Here is a 20527-nt window from a genome sequence, read left to right as displayed (position 1 = left end):
GCCGCTTTGCGGCCCTTTCGCGACACAAGGCCGCTCCTACAACGACCGCGCTGGCCCGATGGCTTTGCGTTCGGCATGATGAACCGCTAGTCCAACGAGTACCTCAGCGTGAACCTCGACCACCTGCTCGAATGCTGGCGACTGGAAGTCTCCAACAAGAAAAGGCCCGGACGCCGCATCAGCCTGCTGTTCAACGTGCTGCGCCGCGCACGCAAGGACAACAAACTACGCTTCCTCTTCACCTACCGCCTGGCCCAGTATCTCGACGCCCGCGGCGGCCTAGCCCGGCGCCATGCCCGGCGCATGCAGCAGCGCCTCAACCTCAAGTACGCCGTAGACATCGACATCGGCGCCCAGATCGCCCCCGGCCTGCGCATCGCCCATCTGCCGGGGGTGGTGATTACCCGGCATGTGAGCATCGGGCGTAATTTCTTCATTCGGCAGAACTGCTCGATCGGCATCAAGACCCTCGGGCTGGAAGACTACGCCCTGCGCATCGGCGACAACGTGAGCATCGGTGCCAACAGCTGCATCGTCGCCGACCATATAGAGATTGGTGATGACGTAGTGATTGGCGCGATGTCGCTGGTTACGCGGGATATTCCGGCTGGGATGACCTTCTACAACCCGCGGCAGGTCGAGATGCGGGCGAGAGTGGGGTAGTGATTGCTCATGGGGCTATGGCTTTATCGCCAACTTGATAGCGCTAGGCGAGGCCAGAAGCCCTACTGATGATTTCGGCTTGGCGGATGAGCTTGCTGCCCTACCTTGCATCAGAATCCTCGTTGCGCAACACTAAGCGGCAACAACTAACCCTCACGACCGGCGTGGCATGACCATCTGGTTGGAGGGGGGAAAAGCCGGCGTAAGCCGGTTTTTTCGCTTCTGGAGTGTGGTGACAAAAGCCAGGCTTGGAGCCTGATGCCAGTTAGTCACGACTGCCTAGGACTACTGCGCAGCCCATCGCCGGCAAGCCAGCTCCCATCGATCGCACTGAGCTCAAACCATGCGCCGTACCTGTGGGAGCGGGCGTGCCCGCGAAGGGGCGCAACGCGGCCCAATGTGCTTACCTGGCGGGCAAGCATCGTTGCGTTCGGCGAAGAAGCAAGACTGACCACCTGATCGACAGGCATGAAAAAGCCGCGCATTCGCGCGGCTTTGTCGTATCTGGTGGGCCCACACGGACTCGAACCGTGGACCAAAGGATTATGAGTCCTCTGCTCTAACCAACTGAGCTATAGGCCCTCAGTAAGTGGCCGGATTATAACGAGGGTTTCGCACCTGTGCCATCTGAAAGATCCGATAGTGCTATGCGAAGAAACGTAGCGGCGAATTCCTCTGGCGGCAGCGGCAGGCTGACGATGTAGCCTTGGATCTGCTCGCAGCCTTCGGCCGCCAGGAAACGCTGCTGGGCCTGGTTTTCCACACCCTCGGCAATGATCGTCAATTGCATGCTGCGGCCCAGCGCAATGATCGCGCGGGCGATGGCGGCGTCGTGGGGGTCGTCGGGCAAGCCGCGGATGAACGACTTGTCGATCTTGAGGATGTCCAGCGGCAGGCGTTTGAGGTAGCTGAGCGAGGAATAGCCGGTGCCGAAGTCGTCGATGGCCAGTTGCACGCCCAGTTTTTTCAGTTGATGCAGCACAGCCAAGGCTTCTTCTGCCTGGCTCATGATGAAGTTTTCAGTAATTTCCAGCTGCAGGTCCCCAGCCTTCAGGCCGTAGGTCTTGAGCAGTTGTTCTATGCGCTTGGCCAGGCCGTGGTGGCGCAACTGGGCGCCGGCAAGGTTGATCGAAAGCGGGCCGAACGCTTCGTAGTCCCGTTTCCAGCGATGCATCTGCCGGCAGGCCTCTTCCAGCACCCAGTCGCCGAGCTGGAGGATGGTGCCGTTCTCTTCGGCCAGGTGGATGAAGTGCTCTGGCGGTACCTCGCCAAAGGTCGGGTGGCTCCAGCGGATCAGCGCTTCGGCGCCAACCAGGCTATGGGTCTTGAGGCTGAGCTTGGGCTGGAAGCACAGGCTCATTTCATTGCGCTCCACGGCGCGGCGCAGTTCATGTTCCAGGGCGATGCGTTCGCTGGCCTGGGCGGTGAGGTCGCGGGTGTAGGCTTCGACACGGTTGCGGCCTTTGGCCTTGGAACGGTACATGGCGGCGTCGGCGTTGCGGATCAGTGTGGCAACGTCGGTGCCGTCCTGTGGATAAAGGCTGATGCCAATGCTGGCGCTGGTGAAGAACTCGTGCTCACCGGCCTGGAACGGTGCGTTGAAACAGGCCAGCAGCTTGTTGGCGATGGTGCTGGCGTCGCTGGGTTTGTGCAAGCCGGGCAGCAGGATGATGAATTCGTCGCCGCCAAGGCGTGCCACGGTGTCGACGTCGCGTACCTGCTCCTTCAGGCGCTGGGCAATGCCCTTGAGCAGCAGGTCGCCGACCGGGTGGCCGAGGCTGTCGTTGATGTGCTTGAAGCGGTCAAGGTCGAGGAACAGCACCGCGCCCTGGCGGTTGGATACCTGTGCGCAGGTAAGCACGGCCTGCAGGCGGCTTTCGAACAGGGCGCGGTTGGGCAGGCCAGTCAGCGGGTCGTGGTGGGCCTGGTAGTCAAGTTTGGCCTGGGCGTGCTTGAGGCTGGAGATGTCGGCGAATACGGCGACAAAGTGGGTGATTTCGCGCTCGCTGTTGCGCACCGCGCTGATGGTCAGCCAGCCGGGGTACAGCTCGCCGTTCTTGCGCTTGTTGTAGATCTCGCCTTGCCAGTGGCCTTCATCGGTCAGTTGGTGCCACATGGCGGCGTAGAAGGCGCTGTCGTGCTGGCCAGAGGCGAGCAGGCGCGGGGTTTGGCCAAGGGCTTCGATTTCGCTGTAGCCGGTGATTTCGCTGAAGGCGCGGTTGACGGCACTGATGCGCTGGTCGATGTCGGTAATCAGCACGCCTTCGGCGGTGTTCTCGAATACGGTGGCGGCCAGCTGCAGTTTTTCCTGCATCAGGTGCCGCTCGGTGATGTCGCGGGCGATGGTCAGCATACAGTCGACGCCGGTAATCGGCAGGGGGCGGGCGGACAGCTCGCACAGGCGGATTTGCCCGTCGCTGCGGCGGATATGGCAAGTGAAGTCGCGAACAAAGCCGTCGCGGTTGAGCTGGTCGACCAGGCGCTTGCGCTCGTTGAGGTCGACCCAGATGCCCAGGTCCAGCGAGGTCTGGTCGATGGTCGGGTTGAGGTCGTAGCCGGTGAGGCGGCAGAAGCCTTCGTTCACTTCCAGCAGCAAGCCGTCGCTCTGGCGCGAAAGCAGCAGGCCGTCGGGCGAGGCATGAAAGGCTTTGGCGAATTTCTCTTCCGAGGTTTGCAGTTGCTGTTGGGTTTCCTTGAGCTGGTTGATGTCGCGTACCGCCACCACCAGCGCGGGGATGCCGTCGAGCTCGAAGGTTTCAGCCGAGGTCAGGCCAGTGAACAATTGCCCGTTGCTGCGGCGGAAGCTCATCTCCAGGTTGCGGATGCCGCCCTGGTGCAAACGCTCGAGTACCCGCGGGCCGCTGCCTTCGACGCCCCACAGGTTGAGCTCGGTGGCGGTGCGGCCAATGACCTGCTCCGGGGTCAGGCCGATCTGCTCTTCGAAGGCTTCGTTCACCTCCAGCAGGCAGCCATCGCTGTGGCGGGCGATCAGCAGGATATCCGGGCACTGCTGGAACACCGAGGCGAACTTCTGCTCGGACAGGCGCAGGGCGTCTTCGGTGCGCTTGGTTTCGCTGATGTCGATCATCAGCCCGCGCATTACCGGCTGGTGCCCGTGTTCGATCATGCTGACGATGTTGCGCACCCAGAGTGACTGGCCGTCGGCGCGGATTACCCGGTAATCCAGGCTGTGGTCGCGCCCGGCGGCGGCTTCGCTGTCACAGTAGGCCTGGGCCCAGAGTGCGTCTTCCGGGTGCAGGATGCTGCGCCAGAAACCGGGCCTTAGCCAGTCGGTCAATGGGTAGCCAAGCAGGTCTTCGGCATGCGGTGACACGTAGCTGTAGGTGTAGTCGTTGGCGTCGGCCTCCCAGGCGATGGCTGACAGGCTCTCGACCAGGCCACGGTAATGGTATTCGCTGCTGCGCAGCTCCTGCTCCAGGGCGATGCGCCGGGAAATTTCCGAACTAAGCCGGCGGTTGATGCGAATGACCACGGCCAGCACGGCCATCAGCACCAGCACCGCTGGCAGGCCATACACCAGCAGGTCGGACCAGAACAGCCGCTGGTCGACCACATTGCCCACCCAGCGCTGCTGGATCTGGCTGACCTCGCTGCTGCTCATGTCGGCCATCACTTTGTCGAGAATGCCGACCAGTACCTGGTTGTTGCGCGGAACGGCCATGGCCAGCTGGTAGCGGTAGGGTGTTTCGCCGCTGACGTAGAGGCCGTCGAGCTTGAGCTGGCGCAGGCTCCAGATGCTGGAGGCCAGGTCACCGACTACGGCGTCCACCTGGTCGGTAGCCAGGGCCTGCAGCGTTGAGCTGACATTGGGCAGAGCCACCAGGTTGAGGTCGGGATGGTGGGTGCGCAGCAACTCGTGTGGGGCGTAGTTTTCTACCACCGCGATTTTCAGGCCGTACAGGTCATCCAGGTTGCGCGGCTGTGCGCCGCCTTTATGGGCGAGGATAACGATGGGGAAGTCGAGGTATGGGCGGGTGAACGCCAGGTAGGCCTGGCGTTCGGGGGTGGACATGATGCCGGGCAGCAGGTCGATACGGTTTTCCCGCACCTGCGCCAGTACCTCGGTCCAGCTGCTGGGCTCGACCGGTTTCAGCGTTACGCCCAAGCGTTGCTGGATCGCGGCAATGTAATCGGCGGCCAATCCCTGGTAGCGGCCCTCCTGGTCGCGAAACTCGAACGGTGGCCAAGAGGCGTCCACGCCCAGCTTTAGCTGCGGGTGGGCAGCCAGCCAGGCGTTCTCCTCGTCTGTCAGGGTCAGGGCGCCGGCCGTTGTGTTCCACAAAATCAGGAGCAGCAACAGGATGGCCGGCTTCAAGGACATGGCGGCCTCGCTTTCAGGGGGTCTGAAGTCGAGTGTAGACTGGCATTGCTGCAGGTGTGCTGTGGAAGGTGGGGTCTTTTGTCAGATACAACAGGGCCTTGCGCAAATTCCGGGGCGGCGTGGTGGAGGGCACCGGCTTTGCCGGTGTTCGCGGCTGAAGCCGCTCCTACATGGGATTGCGCCTGCCTCCAGATATGTGTGGCTCAGAAGGCAGAAAAGAAAAACCCCGGCCTGGGCCGGGGTTTTGTCATCACTCGTCGAGGAAGCTGCGCAAGTGCTCGCTGCGCGTTGGGTGGCGCAGTTTGCGCAACGCCTTCGCTTCGATCTGACGGATCCGCTCACGCGTTACGTCAAACTGCTTGCCCACCTCTTCGAGGGTGTGGTCGGTGTTCATGTCGATACCGAAACGCATGCGCAGCACTTTGGCTTCGCGTGCGGTAAGGCCCGAGAGCACGTCGCGGGTGGCTTCTTTCAGGCTTTCGACCGTGGCCACGTCAATCGGGGACTGCATGGTCGAGTCCTCAATGAAGTCGCCCAGGTGCGAATCTTCGTCGTCACCGATCGGGGTTTCCATGGAGATCGGCTCTTTGGCGATCTTCAGTACCTTGCGGATCTTGTCCTCAGGCATTTCCATGCGCTCGCCCAGCTCTTCCGGGGTCGGTTCACGACCCATTTCCTGCAGCATCTGCCGGGAAATACGGTTGAGCTTGTTGATCGTTTCGATCATGTGCACCGGAATACGGATGGTGCGTGCCTGGTCGGCGATCGAACGGGTGATTGCCTGACGGATCCACCAGGTGGCATAGGTCGAGAACTTGTAACCGCGACGGTATTCGAACTTGTCCACCGCTTTCATCAAGCCGATGTTGCCTTCCTGGATCAGATCGAGGAACTGCAGGCCACGGTTGGTGTACTTCTTGGCGATGGAGATCACCAGACGCAGGTTCGCCTCGACCATTTCTTTCTTGGCGCGGCGGGCCTTGGCTTCACCGATCGACATGCGACGGTTGATTTCCTTGATCTCGGCAACGGTCAGGCCGGTTTCGGTCTCAAGGTCGATCAGCTTCTGTTGGCAAGCGACAATGGCAGCGTCCTTTTCACCCAGGGCAGCCGCCCATTTGGTGTTGCGCTTGGCCAGGTCACCGCTCCAGGTCTGGTCGGTTTCGTTGCTCGGGAACATGCGCAGGAAGTCGGCGCGTGGCATGCGGGCGTCACGGACGCACAGTTGCATGATGGCGCGTTCTTGCTGGCGCAGACGGCTCAGAGCGTCACGTACACGCTCGACCAGTACTTCGAATTGCTTCGGTACCAGTTTGATCGGCATGAACAGGTCAGCCAGGGCCTGCAGGGCCTCGATGCTTTCCTTATGGGCGCGACCGTTTTTCTTCAGAACCTTGTTGGTGGCCTGAAGCTGATCGTTGACCGCACCGAAACGCTGGGCTGCAACCACAGGGTCGGGACCGCTTTCGGCCTCTTCCTCGTCGTCACTGCCTTCACTTTCTTCGTCTTCGTCGTCCGACTCTTCCTTGGCCGCAGGGGCCTTGGCACCAGGGACCGGTACTTCTTCGGTCGGTGCGGCGATGTTGTCATCAGGGTCGATGTAACCGCTGAGAACATCGGACAGACGGCCACCTTCGGCGGTGACGCGGTCATATTCGCCGAGAATGTAGTCGACAGTACCCGGGAAGTGGGCGATAGCGCCCATCACTTCACGGATGCCTTCCTCGATACGCTTGGCGATTTCGATCTCGCCTTCGCGGGTCAGCAGCTCGACAGTACCCATTTCGCGCATGTACATGCGCACCGGGTCGGTCGTGCGGCCGATATCGGTTTCAACTGCCGCCAACGCAGCAGCGGCTTCTTCGGCCGCGGCTTCGTCGGTGTCGGCTTCCGCCAACAGAAGGGCATCCGCATCCGGAGCACTCTCGAATACGTTGATCCCCATGTCGTTGATCATGCGGATGATGTCTTCCACCTGTTCCGGATCTGAAATATCCTCAGGCAGGTGGTCGTTGACCTCCGCGTAAGTCAGGTAGCCCTGCTCACGACCGCGGGTGATCAACTCTTTGATACGAGACTGCTGTTGCGCTTTTCCGGACATAACACCCTATCCACTGAAGGTCTTGGCGGGCAAAAAACAAGCCGAGGATTATACCCGAGCATGGGCCTCACGCGCCAGATGAGGTCGGCGTTTGTGCGGGAACATTCCGGCTCAGCAGGGCGAGGAGCTGGGTTTTTTCCTCGCTGGTCAATTCGCTTTGACGTGATTTCCTGAGCAGTTGTTCCAGGCTGCGCTCGCGTTGGCGGGCGGACAAGCTAGTTATAGTGTCGAAAAACTGTTGTTCAAGGTTGTCGGCCACGATCAGCCATTCCTTTTCTGCCAGGGCCCGTAGCAGGCGGCCCTGTTCGGTACCATGCCAACGTGCGATCAACTGCATTGAGCTTAGCCCAGGATTTTTCTGTGCGGCTTCGATCAATGCCACCAACAGCTGGCTGTACAGGTGTTCTTCGTCGGCGAAGTGGCTGGCGTCTTCCACCTTGCCGGCCAGCAGCGGGTGGTGCAGCAGGGTTCGCAGGGCCGCCAGGGTAGGCGGTTCGACCGGTGCCGGCACGCGCGGCGGCGCTTCGTCACGTTGCTGCCAGGGTTTGCCGCCCTTGCGGTTCTTGTCCCACGGCTTGTCGCTCCACGGCTTTTTGCCGCCGCCCTTGTTCGGCTTCCACGCCTGCTCCTGCTGCACCGGCGCAAAGTCGTGCTGCGGCATGTCGCCGTAGTCGGGGGTGTAGCTGGCCATGGCGTCGTAGTCGTAGCCCGGGTCGTAATCCGGCACGCTGCTGGCCGCTGGCGCCTGCTGCGCCAGTTGTTCGACCTGCTGTGGGTCGAGGCCGGTGATTTCCTTCAGGCGGTTGCGCATCAACTGGCGCAGGTTGGCGCCGGGGATCTTTTCGATCAACGGTGCAGCCAGGGTTGCCATGTGCGCCTTGCCTTCCAGCGAGCGCGGGTCGGCTTCGACGCCCAGTTGCTCGAAGAAGTAGTCGGCCAGCGGTTGGGCGTGCTGGTTGATGCGGGCCATGAAAGCATCGGTGCCTTCGGCGCGCACCAGGCTGTCCGGGTCTTCGCCTTCGGGCAGGAACAGGAAGCGGGCGCGGCGGCCGTCCTGCAGGTTCGACAGGGTCGATTCCAGTGCGCGCCAGGCCGCCTTGCGCCCGGCCTGGTCGCCGTCGAAGCAGAACAGCACGCTGGGCACCACGCGGAACAGGCGCTTCAGGTGCTCTTCGCTGGTGGCGGTGCCAAGGGTGGCCACGGCATTGCGCAGGCCTTGCTGGGCCAGGGCGATGACGTCCATGTAGCCCTCGACCACGATGATTTCGTCGAGGTTGCGGTTGTGCTTGCGCGCCTCGTACAGCCCGTACAGCTCCTGGCCTTTGTGGAACACCGGGGTTTCCGGGGAGTTCAGGTACTTGGGCTTGTCGTCGCCGAGCACCCGGCCACCGAAGGCGATGATGCGCCCGCGGCTGTCGCGGATCGGGAACATCACCCGGTCGCGGAAGCGGTCGTAGCGCTTGCCGCTTTCGGCGTTCTCGATCAGCAGGCCGGCATCGATCATCACTTTCTGCTGCAGGGTATCGGCACCCAGGTGCTTGAGCAGGTTGTCCCAGCCAGGCGGAGCGAAGCCCAGGCCGAAGTCACGGGCGATTTCCCCGGACAGGCCGCGGCCCTTGAGGTAGTCCACCGCCGCCTTGCGGGTCGGGTGGCTGCGCAGGGCCTGGCGGTAGAACTCCGAGGCGGCATCCAGCAGCGGGTACAGCGGCGAGTCGGTAGGCTGGCGCGGCTTGTTGTCGCGGCGGCCTTGTTCGCGGGGCACTTCCATGCCAGCGGCGCGGGCCAGTTCCTCGACAGCCTGGGGGAAGTCCAGGTTGTCGTGGTCCATGACAAAGCCCAGGGCGTTGCCACCGGCGCCGCAGCCGAAGCAGTAGTAGAACTGCTTGTCGGGGCTGACCGTGAAGGAAGGGGTCTTTTCCTTGTGGAACGGGCAGCAGGCGGAGTAGTTCTTGCCGGTCTTTTTCAGCTGGACGCGCGAACTCACCACGTCGACGATGTCGAGGCGGTTGATCAGGTCGTCAATGAAGCTCTGGGGAATCAGCCCGGCCATGGCGGTCTCGTCATCTGGCAACTGGCAAGTCTAATCGCTCGCGCGCCGAATGGGGCGGGTGCCGCTTGGGGAGTTGCGAGGAAATGTGTGCTCGTCGCCAGCCCCTAAGGGCCCGTCAGTCTGACGTGCACATCTGGTCATACAGCAAGAAGGACCAGCTCTGACGTTTCAGGCAGGTTGCCCATGTGCAGTTCGCGTGAAGCTTGTGCAGGGCCTTGGGCTAGCTGCCCAAGTTTGAAACGACCACTGCCATCGCCCGGCGGTTAGCCGGGCAGGGCAGAAGCTTTGCGTTGAACGCCTGTATTAGTACAGACGAACGGCGCGGCGCTGTTCGCGCTGAACTTTCTTGGCGTGACGCTTAACAGCTGCAGCTGCTTTGCGCTTACGCTCTGCGGTCGGCTTCTCGTAAAACTCGCGGCTACGAACTTCAGCCAGTACACCGGCTTTTTCGCAGGAGCGCTTGAAACGACGCAGAGCTACGTCGAAGGGTTCGTTCTCTTTAACTTTGACGGCTGGCATCCAGGGCTACCTTAATTCATTACCGGGGTAGACGTGCTCCTGGCAAAACAAAGGTGTGCTGGAGAACGTCGGTTTTCAAGGGTTGCGGATGTTAACCCTTAGCAAGCCGGAATGCAAAGCCTCTGATCGAAAACCGCTGGTCGGCATCCGACACGGGGACTATCATGCGCGGCTTCGAATTCAGCCCCCACAAGGGACGAACCCATGCTAGTACTGGGATTGGAAACATCCTGCGACGAAACTGGCGTCGCATTATACGACAGTGAACGCGGTCTGCTGGCCGACGCATTGTTTAGCCAGATCGACCTGCACCGCGTGTTTGGTGGCGTGGTGCCCGAGCTTGCCTCGCGTGACCACGTCAAGCGCATGCTGCCACTCATCCGCCAGGTGCTGGACGAGGCTGGCTGTGTCGCCACCGAAATCGACGCCATTGCCTACACCGCGGGCCCCGGCCTGGTCGGCGCATTGCTGGTAGGGGCGTCCTGCGCCCAGGCGCTGGCCTTTGCCTGGGACATCCCGGCGATTGGCGTGCACCACATGGAGGGCCACCTGCTGGCGCCCATGCTGGAAGAAAACCCGCCCGAGTTTCCGTTCGTCGCTTTGTTGGTTTCCGGCGGCCACACCCAGCTGGTTCGGGTTGATGGCATCGGCCAGTACGAACTGCTGGGCGAGAGCCTGGATGACGCCGCTGGCGAGGCGTTCGACAAGACTGCCAAGCTGATTGGCCTGAATTACCCGGGCGGCCCGGAAATTGCGCGCCTGGCAGAGCAGGGCGTGCCTGGCCGCTTTGTATTCCCGCGGCCGATGACCGATCGCCCAGGCCTGGAATTCAGCTTCAGCGGCCTGAAGACCTTTGCCCTGAACACCTGGCAGCAATGCAAGAATGCTGGCGACGACGGTGAGCAAACCCGTTGCGACGTGTCCCTGGCATTCCAGCAGGCGGTGGTGGAGACTTTGACCATCAAGTGCAAGCGTGCCCTCAAGCAGACGGGCCTCAAGCGCCTGGTCATCGCCGGTGGCGTGAGTGCCAACAAGGCGTTGCGCGCCTCGCTGGAAGACATGCTGGCTAGCATCAAGGGCAACGTGTACTACGCGCGCCCGCAGTTCTGCACCGACAACGGCGCCATGATCGCCTATGCCGGTTGCCAGCGCCTGTTGGCCGGGCAGCAGCAGGACCTGGCGATCAGCGTGCAGGCACGCTGGCCGATGGAGCAGTTGCCGCCTCTGTAAGGGCGGCAGCGCAAGCTTTGGCCGTAAGGTTCAGAAGTGGCGCTCGCGCCCGGCGAACAGGTCGCGCAGGTTGCTGCGGTGGCTCCACACGATCAGTGCGGTAAGCACGGTGATCGGCAGCAGGGCTTCTGGCTCGCGCCAGGCCAGCAGTGGCAGGGTCAGCGGCGTGGCGATCAGTGCGGCCAGCGAGCTGGTGCGGGTGAGGTAGAAGATCAGCAGCCAGGCGCCAATGGCCAGCAGTGCGGCCGGGAAGTACAGGGCCATGAGCATGCCGGCGGCCGTCGCCACGCCCTTGCCGCCCTGGAAACGGAAGTACAGCGGGAACAGGTGGCCCAGCACCGCGCACACGCCAACCCAGGCCTGTTCGTGCAGGTCCAGCCCGGCAAGGCGGGCGAGCAATACGGGCAACAGGCCCTTGCACAGGTCGCCAAGCAGGGTCAGGATCGCCATCTTGCGGCCTGCCAGGCGTAGCATGTTGGTGGCGCCTGCATTGCCTGAACCGCTGGAACGCGGGTCCGGGCTGCCCGAAAGGCGGCTAAGGACAATGGCGAAGGACAGCGAGCCGAGCAGGTAGGCGAGCAACGCCAGTAACCAAAACATGCTAACTATTCCGGGCGAGGACGCCCTGATTCTAACGGCGCCAGTCGCCCTTGTCGTGCTGTGGAGAGAAGTGCTTGGACAGAGTGTTCATCGAAGGCCTGGAAGTCGATACCGTCATCGGTGCCTATGACTGGGAGCGGGATATTCGCCAGTGCTTGCGCCTGGACCTGAGCTTTGCCTGGGACAACCGCCCGGCGGCAGCGGGTGATGACCTGAACCTGGCGCTGGACTACGCCAGCGTGTCAGCGCGTATCCAGGCGTTTGCCGAGCAGGCCCGTTTTGAATTGGTGGAAACCTTTGCCGAACGCCTGGTGGCAGCCTTGATGGAAGAGTTCCACATCCCGTGGGTGCGGTTGAAGCTGACCAAGCCCGGTGCGGTACCGGCGGCCCGTGGCGGTGTAGGCGTGGAGATCGAGCGCGGATGTCTCTGAGCACGGTTTACCTGGGCCTTGGCAGCAACATCGACCGTGAGGCGCACCTGTGCGCCGGGCTTGACGCATTGGCCGGCATCCTCACCGACATGCGCTGTTCACCGGTTTTCGAAAGCCAGGCGGTGGGGATCAAGAGCGGGCCGTTCATCAACTTCGTGGTGACCGGGCAAACCGCGTTGCCGGTGATCGAGCTGGACCGTCGGCTGAAGTTCATCGAAGCCGAAAATGGCCGCTATGCACCTGATCGCAAAGGGTTGCCGCTGGATATCGACGTGCTGATGTACGACGACCTGCATGGCACCTTCGATGGGCTGGTGCTGCCCCGGGCCGAGATCTTGAAGAACGCCTTCGTGTTGTGGCCGCTGTCACTGCTGGCACCGGAGCTGGTGCATCCGGGGGCGGGCAAGAGCATGGCGCAGTTGTGGCAGGAAGCGCAGATCGACCAGGTGCTGGCCCCGGTGGCCTTTGAGTGGCGTGGGTTGCAGTTGACGCCAGCGTAAGCCTGTCCCGGCCCTTTCGCGGCTGAAGCCGCTCCCACAGGTACTGCCCAGGTATCTGGCTCACGCGGTCACTGTGGGAGCGGCTTCAGCCGCGAAAGGGCCGCTAGTGCTAACCGAGCTGGTAAGCCTCAAGCGCCTTCAGTCGCTCAGCTTTGAGCGCTTCACCCAGTGCCTGGCCCGTCAGCCCGGCCTGCACCAACGGCTTCACATCAACCGCCCGCGCCGCCGCCGCTGCACCACGCAGATAATCGGCCTGTGGGTAGCCCGCTTTGCCCACGCCCAGTGCAGCCATTTCACACGCGCTGAGGAAATCCTCGAAGCGCTGCGGTCGCCGGTACACATCAAACTTCTGCAGCAGCTCCAGCACGGCCGTAGCAGGTAAAGCCAGCGCCTGATCAGCCTGCGCCAGGCACTCACCCGTCAGCAACGCCAGTTCCTGGCACTCCCGTGGCGCCTTGAGGCGCTGGTTCACCGCCTTGATCGAGGCCGGGGGCAGTGCGTGCAACAGGCAGGCCCAGCGCACGTGCAGGGGCTGTTCGCGCAGCGCAGCCTGCTCCAGCGCTGCCAGGGCGTGGGTATCGTCATCAAGCTCTGGCAGCAACTCCTGCTGCGCCCCACAGGCCCGCAGTACCTGGAAGAACACCTGCGGTTGCGCTTCCATCAGCGCCCGCTCGATTTCCTTCCAGCTGCGTTCGGCGGTCAGGGCCTGCAACTCGCCCGAGGCACTGATCTGGCGCATCAGCACCAAGGTCTCGTCGGCAACCCGGAAGCCCAGCGGCGCATAACGGGCAGCAAAGCGTGCAACACGCAGTACGCGCAAGGGATCTTCGGCGAATGCCGGAGAAACATGGCGCAACACGCGTTGATCGAGATCGACTTTGCCCTGGTAAGGGTCGTAGACCATGCCCGCTTCATCCTCGGCCATCGCATTGATGGTCAGGTCGCGCCGTATCAGGTCTTCTTCCAGGGTCACGTCGGGGCTGGCGTGGAAAGTGAACCCGCCATAACCGCGCCCGCTCTTGCGCTCGGTGCGCGCCAGCGCATATTCCTCACCGGTTCTCGGATGCAGGAATACAGGGAAATCGGCACCGACCGGGCGATAACCCTCGGCAAGCATTTCTTCGACGGTGGCGCCAACCACCAACCAGTCGATATCGCTGACGGGGCGGCCGAGCAGGCGGTCGCGCACGGCGCCGCCAACTTTGTAGATGTGCATGTGCAACCTCTCCATAACTGCCGACAGAATAACCCGTCGGCAGCCATGGCGTTGCGCTAGAGGTGGTGGATGACCGCCAGGTCCATGCGCCCGTACTCGGCGCTTTCGCCGTGTTCGCCGCGTGGTGGCATGTGGTGGGTCTTCATCACCTGCTCGCCTTGCACGGTCTCCAGGTGGATATCGAAGCCCCACAGGCGGTGCAGGTGCTTGAGTACTTCCTCGGTCGAGTCGCCCAGCGGCTTGCGGTTGTGTTGCTGGTGGCGCAGGGTCAGCGAGCGGTCACCGCGGCGGTCAACGCTCCAGATCTGCACGTTCGGCTCACGGTTGCCCAGGTTGTACTGGGCCGCCAGTTGCTCACGAATGACCCGGTAGCCGGCTTCGTCATGGATGGCGGGCACCAGCAGGTCGTCACGCTGGTCGTCATCGAGGATGCTGAACAGCTTGAGGTCGCGCATCACCTTAGGTGACAAGTACTGCAGGATAAAGCTCTCGTCCTTGAAGCTGCTCATTGCAAACTTGATGGTAGAAAGCCAGTCACTGCCGGCAATGTCGGGGAACCAGTGGCGATCTTCCTCGGTCGGGTTCTCGCACATGCGACGGATGTCGGTGTACATCGCAAAGCCCAGCGCGTAGGGGTTTATGCCGCTGTAGTAAGGGCTGTCGAAGCCGGGCTGGAACACCACACTGGTGTGCGACTGCAGGAACTCCATCATGAAGCCTTCGGTGATCAGCCCCTCGTCGTACAGGTCGTTCATCAGGGTGTAGTGCCAGAAGGTTGCCCAGCCTTCGTTCATTACCTGGGTCTGGCGCTGCGGGTAGAAATACTGGGCGATCTTGCGCACGATGCGCACCACTTCGCGCTGCCAGGGTTCAAGCAGCGGGGCGTTTTTCTCGATGAAATACAGAATGTTTTCCTGCGGTTCGGCGGGGAACCGCCCCTCATCGCGCTCGCCGCCCTTGTCGGCGCTTTTGGGAATGGTCCGCCACAGGTCGTTGATCTGCCGCTGCAGGTGCTCTTCGCGCTCCTGCTGCCTGCGCCGCTCCTCTTCGGCAGAAATCGGGTAAGGCCGCTTGTAGCGGTCGACCCCGTAGTTCATCAAGGCATGGCAGGAGTCGATCAGGTCTTCCACGGCATCGATGCCGTGGCGCTCTTCGCACTGGGCGATGTACTGCTTGGCAAACACCAGGTAGTCGATGATCGAACTGGCATCAGTCCAGGTGCGGAACAGGTAGTTGCCCTTGAAAAAACTGTTGTGCCCGTAGCAGGCATGGGCGATCACCAGTGCCTGCATGCACATGGTGTTTTCTTCCATCAGGTAGGCGATGCACGGGTCGGAGTTGATCACGATCTCGTAGGCCAGGCCCATCTGGCCGCGGCTGTACGACTTCTCGGTGCTGAGGAACTGCTTGCCGTAGGACCAGTGGTGGTAGCCCAGCGGCATGCCGACCGAGGCGTAGGCATCCATCATCTGCTCGGCCGTGATTACCTCGATCTGGTTGGGGTAGGTGTCCAGGGCGTAACGCTCGGCCAGGCGGCTGATTTCCCGGTCGTAGGTCTGGATCAGTTCGAACGTCCACTCGGACCCGGTGGAAATGGGTTGGCGTCTCTGTGCTCTGGCGGTCATGTGGCTAACCTGCGCTGGAAGAGTTCACGGAAGACCGGGTAGATGTCGCCGGCCGATACCAGCTGCTGTTGGGCGAACGTGTCGGGGTAGGCTTCGCCGATGCGTTCGTACTCGTACCACAGCGCCTGGTGCTCACGGGGGGTGATCTCGACGTAAGTGTAGTACTGCACATGGGGCATGATCTGCTTTGACAGGATTTCGCGGCAGATCGGCGAGTCGTCGTTCCAGTTGTCGCCGTCGGAGGCCTGGGCGGCATAGATGTTCCAGTCGCTGGCCGGGTAGCGTTCGGCCATGATCTCCTGCATCAGCTTCAGTGCGCTGGAGACGATGGTGCCGCCGGTTTCCCGCGAGTAGAAGAACTCTTCTTCGTCGACTTCCCGGGCACTGGTGTGGTGGCGGATGAATACGACTTCGATGCGGTCGTAGTTACGCTTGAGGAACAGGTACAGCAGTATGAAGAAGCGCTTGGCGATGTCCTTGGTAGCCTGGGTCATCGAGCCGGAGACGTCCATCAGGCAGAACATCACCGCCTTGGAGCTTGGGTTGGGCTGCTTGACCAGCAGGTTGTACTTGAGGTCGAAGGTATCAAGGAAGGGCAGGCGGTTGATGCGCGCCTTCAGGCGCTCTATTTCCTGTTCGACTTCCTGGATGTCGGTGAAGTTATCCGGCTCTTCGACTTTCAGCCGGGCCAGTTCTTTCTGCGCCTCGCGCAGCAGCGCGCGGCTGCTGCCGGTCAGGGCGATACGCCGGGCATGGGCCGAACGCAGGGTACGCACGATGTTGATACGCGACGGGTTGCCCTCGTTGGCGATACCGGCACGTACGGTCTTGAAGGTGTCGGCACCGGTCAGGTGACGCTTGACCAGGTTGGGCAGTTCGAGGTCTTCGAACATGAATTCGAGGAATTCTTCCTGGGTGATCTGGAAGACGAACTCGTCCATGCCTTCGCCGGAGTTGCCGGCCTTGCCTCGGCCACCGCCACCACCGCCGCCACCTTGCGGGCGGGGGATGTGTTCACCGGCGGTGAATTCCTTGTTGCCTGGGTGCACGATGGTCTGTTTGCCCCCGCGACCATGGTGCAGCACCGGTTCGTCGATGTCGCGCCCGGGAATGCTGATCTGTTCGCCGTGTTCCATGTCCATGATGGAGCGGCGGCTTACCGCCTCTTCGACGGCTTTCTTGATGTGTTCGCGGTACCGCCGCAGGAAGCGCTGGCGGTTGACCGTGCTCTTGTTCTTGCCGTTCAGGCGGCGGTCGATAACGTAGCTCATGGTCCCTCCGGTAGCTGGGAGCAGCTGCAAGCCACAAGCCATAAGCTCCAAGCGGCAAGCTGCAAGTAAAAGCAGCCATCACTGCCGCAGATGTTGGCGCCTGACTTGCGCCGGCGCCAAACAGCTTGTGGCTTGCAGCTTGTAGCTTGTCACTAGGCAGCTTGTCGCTTTATTGCGATTTCCTGACCCGCAGGTACCATTCCGACAGCAAGCGCACCTGCTTGTCGGTATAACCACGCTCCACCATCCGGGTGACGAAGTCGTTGTGCTTCTTCTGGTCCTCTTTGCTGGCCTTGGCGTTGAAGCTGATGACAGGCAGCAGGTCTTCGGTGTTGGAGAACATTTTCTTCTCGATCACCACCCGCAGCTTTTCATAGCTGAGCCAGCTTGGGTTCTTGCCGTTGTTGTTGGCGCGTGCGCGCAGTACGAAGTTGACGATCTCGTTGCGGAAGTCTTTCGGGTTGCTGATGCCGGCCGGCTTCTCGATCTTCTCCAGCTCTTCGTTGAGGGCGATGCGGTTGAGGATCTCGCCGGTTTCCGGGTCGCGGTATTCCTGGTCCTGGATCCAGAAATCGGCGTACAGCACATACCGGTCGAAGATGTTTTGCCCGTATTCGCTGTAGGACTCCAGGTAGGCCGTCTGGATTTCCTTGCCGATGAACTCGATATAGCGCGGCGCCAGGTATTCCTTCAGGTAGCGCAGGTAGCGTTCACGCACCTCGGCCGGGAACTGTTCCTGCTCGATCTGCTGCTCCAGCACGTACAGCAGGTGCACCGGGTTGGCGGCGATTTCATGTGGGTCGAAGTTGAACACCTTTGACAGGATCTTGAAGGCGAAACGGGTCGACAGGCCGTTCATGCCTTCGTCGACACCGGCCGAATCGCGGTATTCCTGGATCGACTTGGCCTTCGGATCGGTATCCTTGAGGTTCTCCCCGTCGTACACGCGCATCTTCGAATAGATGTTGGAGTTTTCGGGCTCCTTGAGGCGTGAAAGCACAGTGAACTGGGCCAGCATCTTCAGTGTGTCCGGCGCGCAATGGGCCTTGGACAGCGAACTGTTGACCAGCAGTTTGTCGTAGATCTTGATCTCATCGCTGACACGCAGGCAGTACGGCACCTTGACGATGTAGATCCGGTCGATGAACGCCTCGTTGTTCTTGTTGTTGCGGAAGGTGTGCCACTCCGATTCGTTGGAGTGGGCCAGCAGGATACCGGTATAGGGAATTGCCCCAAGGCCTTCGGTACTGTTGTAGTTGCCTTCCTGGGTGGCGGTGAGCAAGGGGTGCAGGACCTTGATCGGCGCCTTGAACATTTCGACGAATTCCATCAGGCCCTGGTTGGCCCGGCACAGTGCGCCCGAGTAGCTGTAAGCGTCGGCGTCGTTTTGCGGGAATTCTTCAAGCTTGCGGATATCGACCTTACCGACCAGGGCGGAGATGTCCTGGTTGTTCTCGTCGCCGGGTTCGGTCTTGGCGATGGCGATCTGGTTGAGAATCGAGGGGTAGAGTTTCACCACCGTGAACTTGGAGATATCACCGCCAAACTCTTGCAGGCGCTTGGTGGCCCATGGCGACATGATGGTGTTCAGGTAGCGCCGTGAGATCCCATACTCTTCCTCGAGGATGGCCCCATCTTCGGTAGCGTTGAACAAGCCCAAAGGCGATTCGAATACCGGCGAACCCTTGATGGCGTAGAACGGTACCTTTTCCATCAGTTGCTTGAGCTTTTCGGCCAGCGACGACTTACCGCCACCTACCGGGCCCAGCAAATAGAGGATCTGTTTCTTCTCTTCCAGGCCTTGGGCGGCGTGGCGGAAGTACGACACGATCTGGTCGATGCACTCTTCCATGCCATGGAAGTCGGCAAAGGCCGGATAGCGGCGGATAACCTTGTTGGAAAAGATGCGCGACAGCCTGGAGTTGGTAGAGGTGTCGATCAGCTCTGGCTCACCGATTGCCAGCAACAGCCGTTCGGCCGCAGATGCGTAGGCGCTCTTATCTTGCTTGCATAGGTCAAGATACTCCTGCAGCGAGAGTTCTTCCTGGCGCGTAGACTCGAAACGTTGTTGGAAGTGGCTAAAAATACTCATGACGTCACCTCGCTCGATACGTGGAGACGACGCCGGATCAGTCAGCTGATGCTGGCATGCAACCGGGTTCGCCGATTGCTGTATACCCCCCAGAACACCCTGTAACGCTACCGATGACCCGCACGCCGGTGTACCGGCTCTCCCCTTTTTTGGATGGCCTGAGCTTAAGCGTAGTTGGTTATCTGCAAGGTCAAGGGGCGAGGTGGGTAGAAGTTACGAACGACCGTTCGTCAGATAAGCCGCAAGCCCGCACGTGGCGCGGGCTGCAGTAAAAATGAAAAAATTATTCGGCGTTGCCTTGGGCTGTCTCGGCCGGGTAGGTGGCGCGCCACAGTTCAAAGCCGCCGTCGACGCTGTAGACGTCGGAGAAACCCTGGTTGACCAGGTAGGCGGCTGCGCTCTGGCTGGAGTTGCCGTGGTAGCACACCACCAGGGTCGGGGCATCGAGGTCGGCATTGCGGATGAACTCGGCCACCGAATGGTTATCCAGATGCTGGGCGCCGGTGATATGGCCGGCAGCGAAGGCTTGCGGGTCGCGAATGTCGACGACTACCGCACCTTGCGCGCGCAGGGCCAGGGCCTGTTCGGGAGGGATGCGCTTGAATTCGCTCATGGGTACGGTTCTCTTCGGAGTAAGTCAGGGTTGGTCGTTCAGTGTAGTGGGTTGAGCCGGCGGGCGAACGGTGCCGTCGTCGGCGCAGTCGCAGCGGTGGTATTCGCCGCTGTCGACGTTGTACAGGGTCATGGCGCCGCCCCACACGCAGCCGGTGTCCAAGGCGATGACGCCAGGTTCATCGGCACGGCCTTCAAGGGCGGCCCAGTGGCCGAAGATGATCTTCACGTGGCGTGAGCGGCGGTCCTTGTGGGCAAACCAGGGCTTGTAGCCTTTAGGGGCGGTGCCAAGGCCTTCCTTGCTCTTGAGGTCGAGTTTGCCCTCGGCGGTGCAGAAGCGCATGCGCGTGAAGTAGTTGGTGATGACCCGCAGGCGCTCCACGCCGGTGAGGTTCTTGCTCCACTTGTTCGGCTCGTTGCCGTACATGCCGTCGAGGTAGGGCTTCAGACGGCCATCGTCGCGCAGCACTTGCTCCACTTCTTCTGCCAGCTTCAGCGCTTGCCCCAGCGTCCACTGCGGCGGAATGCCAGCGTGTGCCATGGCGATGCCCCTGGCCTCATCGTAATGCAGCAGCTTTTGCTGGCGCAGCCAGTCAAACAGCTGGTCGGCGTCCGGGGCTTCGATGATCTCGCGCAGGGTGTCGCTCTTTTTCAGGCGCTCGACGTTGTGCCAGGCGGCTAGCAAGTGCAGGTCGTGATTGCCCAGTACACAAACCAGCGACTGGCGGATCGAATACAGGAAGCGCAGGGTTTCCAGCGACTCGGGGCCGCGGTTTACCAGGTCACCGACCAGCCACAGGCGGTCGACGGCCGGGTTGAAGTTGACGCGTTCGAGCAGGCACTTGAGGGGCTGCAGGCAGCCCTGCAGGTCGCCGACGGCATAAGTGGCCATCAGTGCAGCGCCCCGGGCACCGCCAGGCGGAACGGGGCGATCTCGGCATCGAAGCGTTTACCGTCTTCGGCAAACATCTGATAGCTGCCCTGCATGGTGCCCACGCGGGTGCTGATGACCGCACCGCTGCTGTAGGTGTGGCTTTGGCCCGGGTCGATGTTGGGCTGCTGGCCGACCACGCCGGCGCCACGCACTTCTTCGACCTCGCCGTCACCGTTGGTGATCAGCCAGTGGCGTGACAGCAGCTTGGCCTTGAGCGAGCCGTTGTTCTGCACGGTGATGGTGTAGGCGAACGCGAAACGACTGTTTTCGGGGTCGGATTGTTCTTTGAGGAAGCGGGTCACGACGCTGACGTCGATTTTATAGCGGGGGTCGGACATGCA

Annotated in this window: 16 protein-coding genes and 1 tRNA gene; 4 read left to right on the top strand and 13 right to left on the bottom strand. The window is 61.6% G+C overall.

Features of this window, described 5'->3' with window-relative positions; genetic code table 11:
• The first annotated feature begins 108 nt into the window (after window positions 1-108).
• Window positions 109-663 carry a serine acetyltransferase gene (locus tag IAE39_RS11535; protein ID WP_201202362.1) on the top strand — a complete coding sequence of 185 codons (555 nt, stop codon included), beginning with the start codon at window positions 109-111 and terminating at the stop codon, window positions 661-663.
• A 505-nt stretch (window positions 664-1168) separates the two neighbouring features.
• On the opposite strand, the gene IAE39_RS11530 is transcribed toward IAE39_RS11535, so the two are convergent.
• From IAE39_RS11530 to rpsU, 5 genes are all read right to left on the bottom strand, one after another.
• Window positions 1169-1245, bottom strand: a tRNA-Ile gene (locus tag IAE39_RS11530).
• Window positions 1246-1261: 16 nt separating this feature from the next.
• Window positions 1262-5005: a bifunctional diguanylate cyclase/phosphodiesterase gene (locus tag IAE39_RS11525; protein WP_201202360.1), complete on the bottom strand. Its 3744-nt coding sequence runs from the start codon at window positions 5003-5005 to the stop codon at window positions 1262-1264.
• A gap of 250 nt (window positions 5006-5255) precedes the next feature.
• Window positions 5256-7106, bottom strand: coding sequence for an RNA polymerase sigma factor RpoD (gene rpoD, locus IAE39_RS11520; RefSeq protein WP_201202358.1), 1851 nt, complete (start codon window positions 7104-7106; stop codon window positions 5256-5258).
• A 67-nt stretch (window positions 7107-7173) separates the two neighbouring features.
• Entirely contained in the window at window positions 7174-9156 is a 1983-nt protein-coding gene (gene dnaG, locus IAE39_RS11515) for a DNA primase (RefSeq protein WP_201202356.1), read from the bottom strand.
• A 303-nt stretch (window positions 9157-9459) separates the two neighbouring features.
• The gene (gene rpsU / locus IAE39_RS11510) at window positions 9460-9675 is read right to left on the bottom strand and encodes a 30S ribosomal protein S21 (RefSeq protein WP_003255575.1); all 216 of its coding nucleotides are present in this window, start codon (window positions 9673-9675) and stop codon (window positions 9460-9462) included.
• Window positions 9676-9879: 204 nt separating this feature from the next.
• Between rpsU and tsaD the strand changes: the two genes are divergently transcribed.
• Complete coding sequence (tsaD, locus tag IAE39_RS11505) at window positions 9880-10905, top strand: tRNA (adenosine(37)-N6)-threonylcarbamoyltransferase complex transferase subunit TsaD (RefSeq protein WP_201202354.1); 1026 nt, start codon at window positions 9880-9882, stop codon at window positions 10903-10905.
• A 30-nt stretch (window positions 10906-10935) separates the two neighbouring features.
• Here tsaD and plsY read toward each other — a convergent pair whose 3' ends face one another.
• Entirely contained in the window at window positions 10936-11505 is a 570-nt protein-coding gene (plsY, locus tag IAE39_RS11500; protein WP_201202350.1) for a glycerol-3-phosphate 1-O-acyltransferase PlsY, read from the bottom strand.
• A gap of 74 nt (window positions 11506-11579) precedes the next feature.
• On the opposite strand from plsY, the gene folB reads away from it, so the two are divergent.
• The gene (gene folB, locus IAE39_RS11495; RefSeq protein ID WP_009682799.1) at window positions 11580-11936 is read left to right on the top strand and encodes a dihydroneopterin aldolase; all 357 of its coding nucleotides are present in this window, start codon (window positions 11580-11582) and stop codon (window positions 11934-11936) included.
• Window positions 11927-12436 (top strand): 2-amino-4-hydroxy-6-hydroxymethyldihydropteridine diphosphokinase, encoded by a 510-nt coding sequence (folK, locus tag IAE39_RS11490; protein ID WP_201202348.1) that lies wholly within the window; start codon window positions 11927-11929, stop codon window positions 12434-12436. The genes folB and folK overlap by 10 nt, the downstream gene beginning before the upstream one ends.
• A 109-nt stretch (window positions 12437-12545) precedes the next feature.
• Here folK and IAE39_RS11485 read toward each other — a convergent pair whose 3' ends face one another.
• The 7 genes from IAE39_RS11485 to apaG form a co-directional block, all read right to left on the bottom strand.
• Window positions 12546-13652, bottom strand: a complete 1107-nt coding sequence (locus IAE39_RS11485) for a multifunctional CCA tRNA nucleotidyl transferase/2'3'-cyclic phosphodiesterase/2'nucleotidase/phosphatase (RefSeq protein WP_201202347.1) — start codon at window positions 13650-13652, stop codon at window positions 12546-12548.
• A 56-nt stretch (window positions 13653-13708) separates the two neighbouring features.
• Window positions 13709-15277: a SpoVR family protein gene (locus IAE39_RS11480; protein ID WP_201202345.1), complete on the bottom strand. Its 1569-nt coding sequence runs from the start codon at window positions 15275-15277 to the stop codon at window positions 13709-13711.
• Complete coding sequence (locus IAE39_RS11475) at window positions 15274-16548, bottom strand: YeaH/YhbH family protein (protein ID WP_201202344.1); 1275 nt, start codon at window positions 16546-16548, stop codon at window positions 15274-15276. The genes IAE39_RS11480 and IAE39_RS11475 overlap by 4 nt, the downstream gene beginning before the upstream one ends.
• Before the next feature lie 169 nt (window positions 16549-16717).
• On the bottom strand, window positions 16718-18640 hold the full coding sequence (locus IAE39_RS11470; protein WP_201202343.1) for a PrkA family serine protein kinase: 1923 nt from the start codon (window positions 18638-18640) through the stop codon (window positions 16718-16720).
• Between the two features lie 283 nt (window positions 18641-18923).
• Window positions 18924-19253, bottom strand: coding sequence for a thiosulfate sulfurtransferase GlpE (gene glpE, locus IAE39_RS11465; RefSeq protein WP_201202342.1), 330 nt, complete (start codon window positions 19251-19253; stop codon window positions 18924-18926).
• A 24-nt stretch (window positions 19254-19277) separates the two neighbouring features.
• Entirely contained in the window at window positions 19278-20144 is an 867-nt protein-coding gene (locus tag IAE39_RS11460) for a symmetrical bis(5'-nucleosyl)-tetraphosphatase (RefSeq protein ID WP_201202336.1), read from the bottom strand.
• A complete protein-coding gene (gene apaG, locus IAE39_RS11455; protein WP_201202334.1) occupies window positions 20144-20524 on the bottom strand; it encodes a Co2+/Mg2+ efflux protein ApaG in 381 nt (126 codons plus the stop codon). Before apaG ends, IAE39_RS11460 begins: the two co-directional genes overlap by 1 nt.
• Between the last annotated feature and the right edge of the window lie 3 nt (window positions 20525-20527).

The sequence above is a fragment of the Pseudomonas sp. S37 genome, assembly GCF_016658545.1.
Taxonomy (GTDB): Bacteria; Pseudomonadota; Gammaproteobacteria; order Pseudomonadales; family Pseudomonadaceae; genus Aquipseudomonas.
The sequence above is the reverse complement of the archived record's forward strand: the minus strand, read 5'-3'. Positions and strand labels throughout refer to the sequence as shown.

Excerpts from the sequence above, each read along its gene's own strand:
- IAE39_RS11475 (WP_201202344.1), bottom strand. The coding sequence starts at position 16,548 with ATGAGCTACGTTATCGACCGCCGCCTGAACGGCAAGAACAAGAGCACG.
- folK (WP_201202348.1), top strand. The coding sequence starts at position 11,927 with ATGTCTCTGAGCACGGTTTACCTGGGCCTTGGCAGCAACATCGACCGT.
- IAE39_RS11470 (WP_201202343.1), bottom strand. The coding sequence starts at position 18,640 with ATGAGTATTTTTAGCCACTTCCAACAACGTTTCGAGTCTACGCGCCAG.
- IAE39_RS11485 (WP_201202347.1), bottom strand. The coding sequence starts at position 13,652 with ATGCACATCTACAAAGTTGGCGGCGCCGTGCGCGACCGCCTGCTCGGC.
- plsY (WP_201202350.1), bottom strand. The coding sequence starts at position 11,505 with ATGTTTTGGTTACTGGCGTTGCTCGCCTACCTGCTCGGCTCGCTGTCC.
- dnaG (WP_201202356.1), bottom strand. The coding sequence starts at position 9,156 with ATGGCCGGGCTGATTCCCCAGAGCTTCATTGACGACCTGATCAACCGC.
- rpoD (WP_201202358.1), bottom strand. The coding sequence starts at position 7,106 with ATGTCCGGAAAAGCGCAACAGCAGTCTCGTATCAAAGAGTTGATCACC.
- glpE (WP_201202342.1), bottom strand. The coding sequence starts at position 19,253 with ATGAGCGAATTCAAGCGCATCCCTCCCGAACAGGCCCTGGCCCTGCGC.
- IAE39_RS11525 (WP_201202360.1), bottom strand. The coding sequence starts at position 5,005 with ATGTCCTTGAAGCCGGCCATCCTGTTGCTGCTCCTGATTTTGTGGAAC.
- IAE39_RS11480 (WP_201202345.1), bottom strand. The coding sequence starts at position 15,277 with ATGACCGCCAGAGCACAGAGACGCCAACCCATTTCCACCGGGTCCGAG.
- IAE39_RS11460 (WP_201202336.1), bottom strand. The coding sequence starts at position 20,144 with ATGGCCACTTATGCCGTCGGCGACCTGCAGGGCTGCCTGCAGCCCCTC.
- tsaD (WP_201202354.1), top strand. The coding sequence starts at position 9,880 with ATGCTAGTACTGGGATTGGAAACATCCTGCGACGAAACTGGCGTCGCA.
- rpsU (WP_003255575.1), bottom strand. The coding sequence starts at position 9,675 with ATGCCAGCCGTCAAAGTTAAAGAGAACGAACCCTTCGACGTAGCTCTG.
- apaG (WP_201202334.1), bottom strand. The coding sequence starts at position 20,524 with ATGTCCGACCCCCGCTATAAAATCGACGTCAGCGTCGTGACCCGCTTC.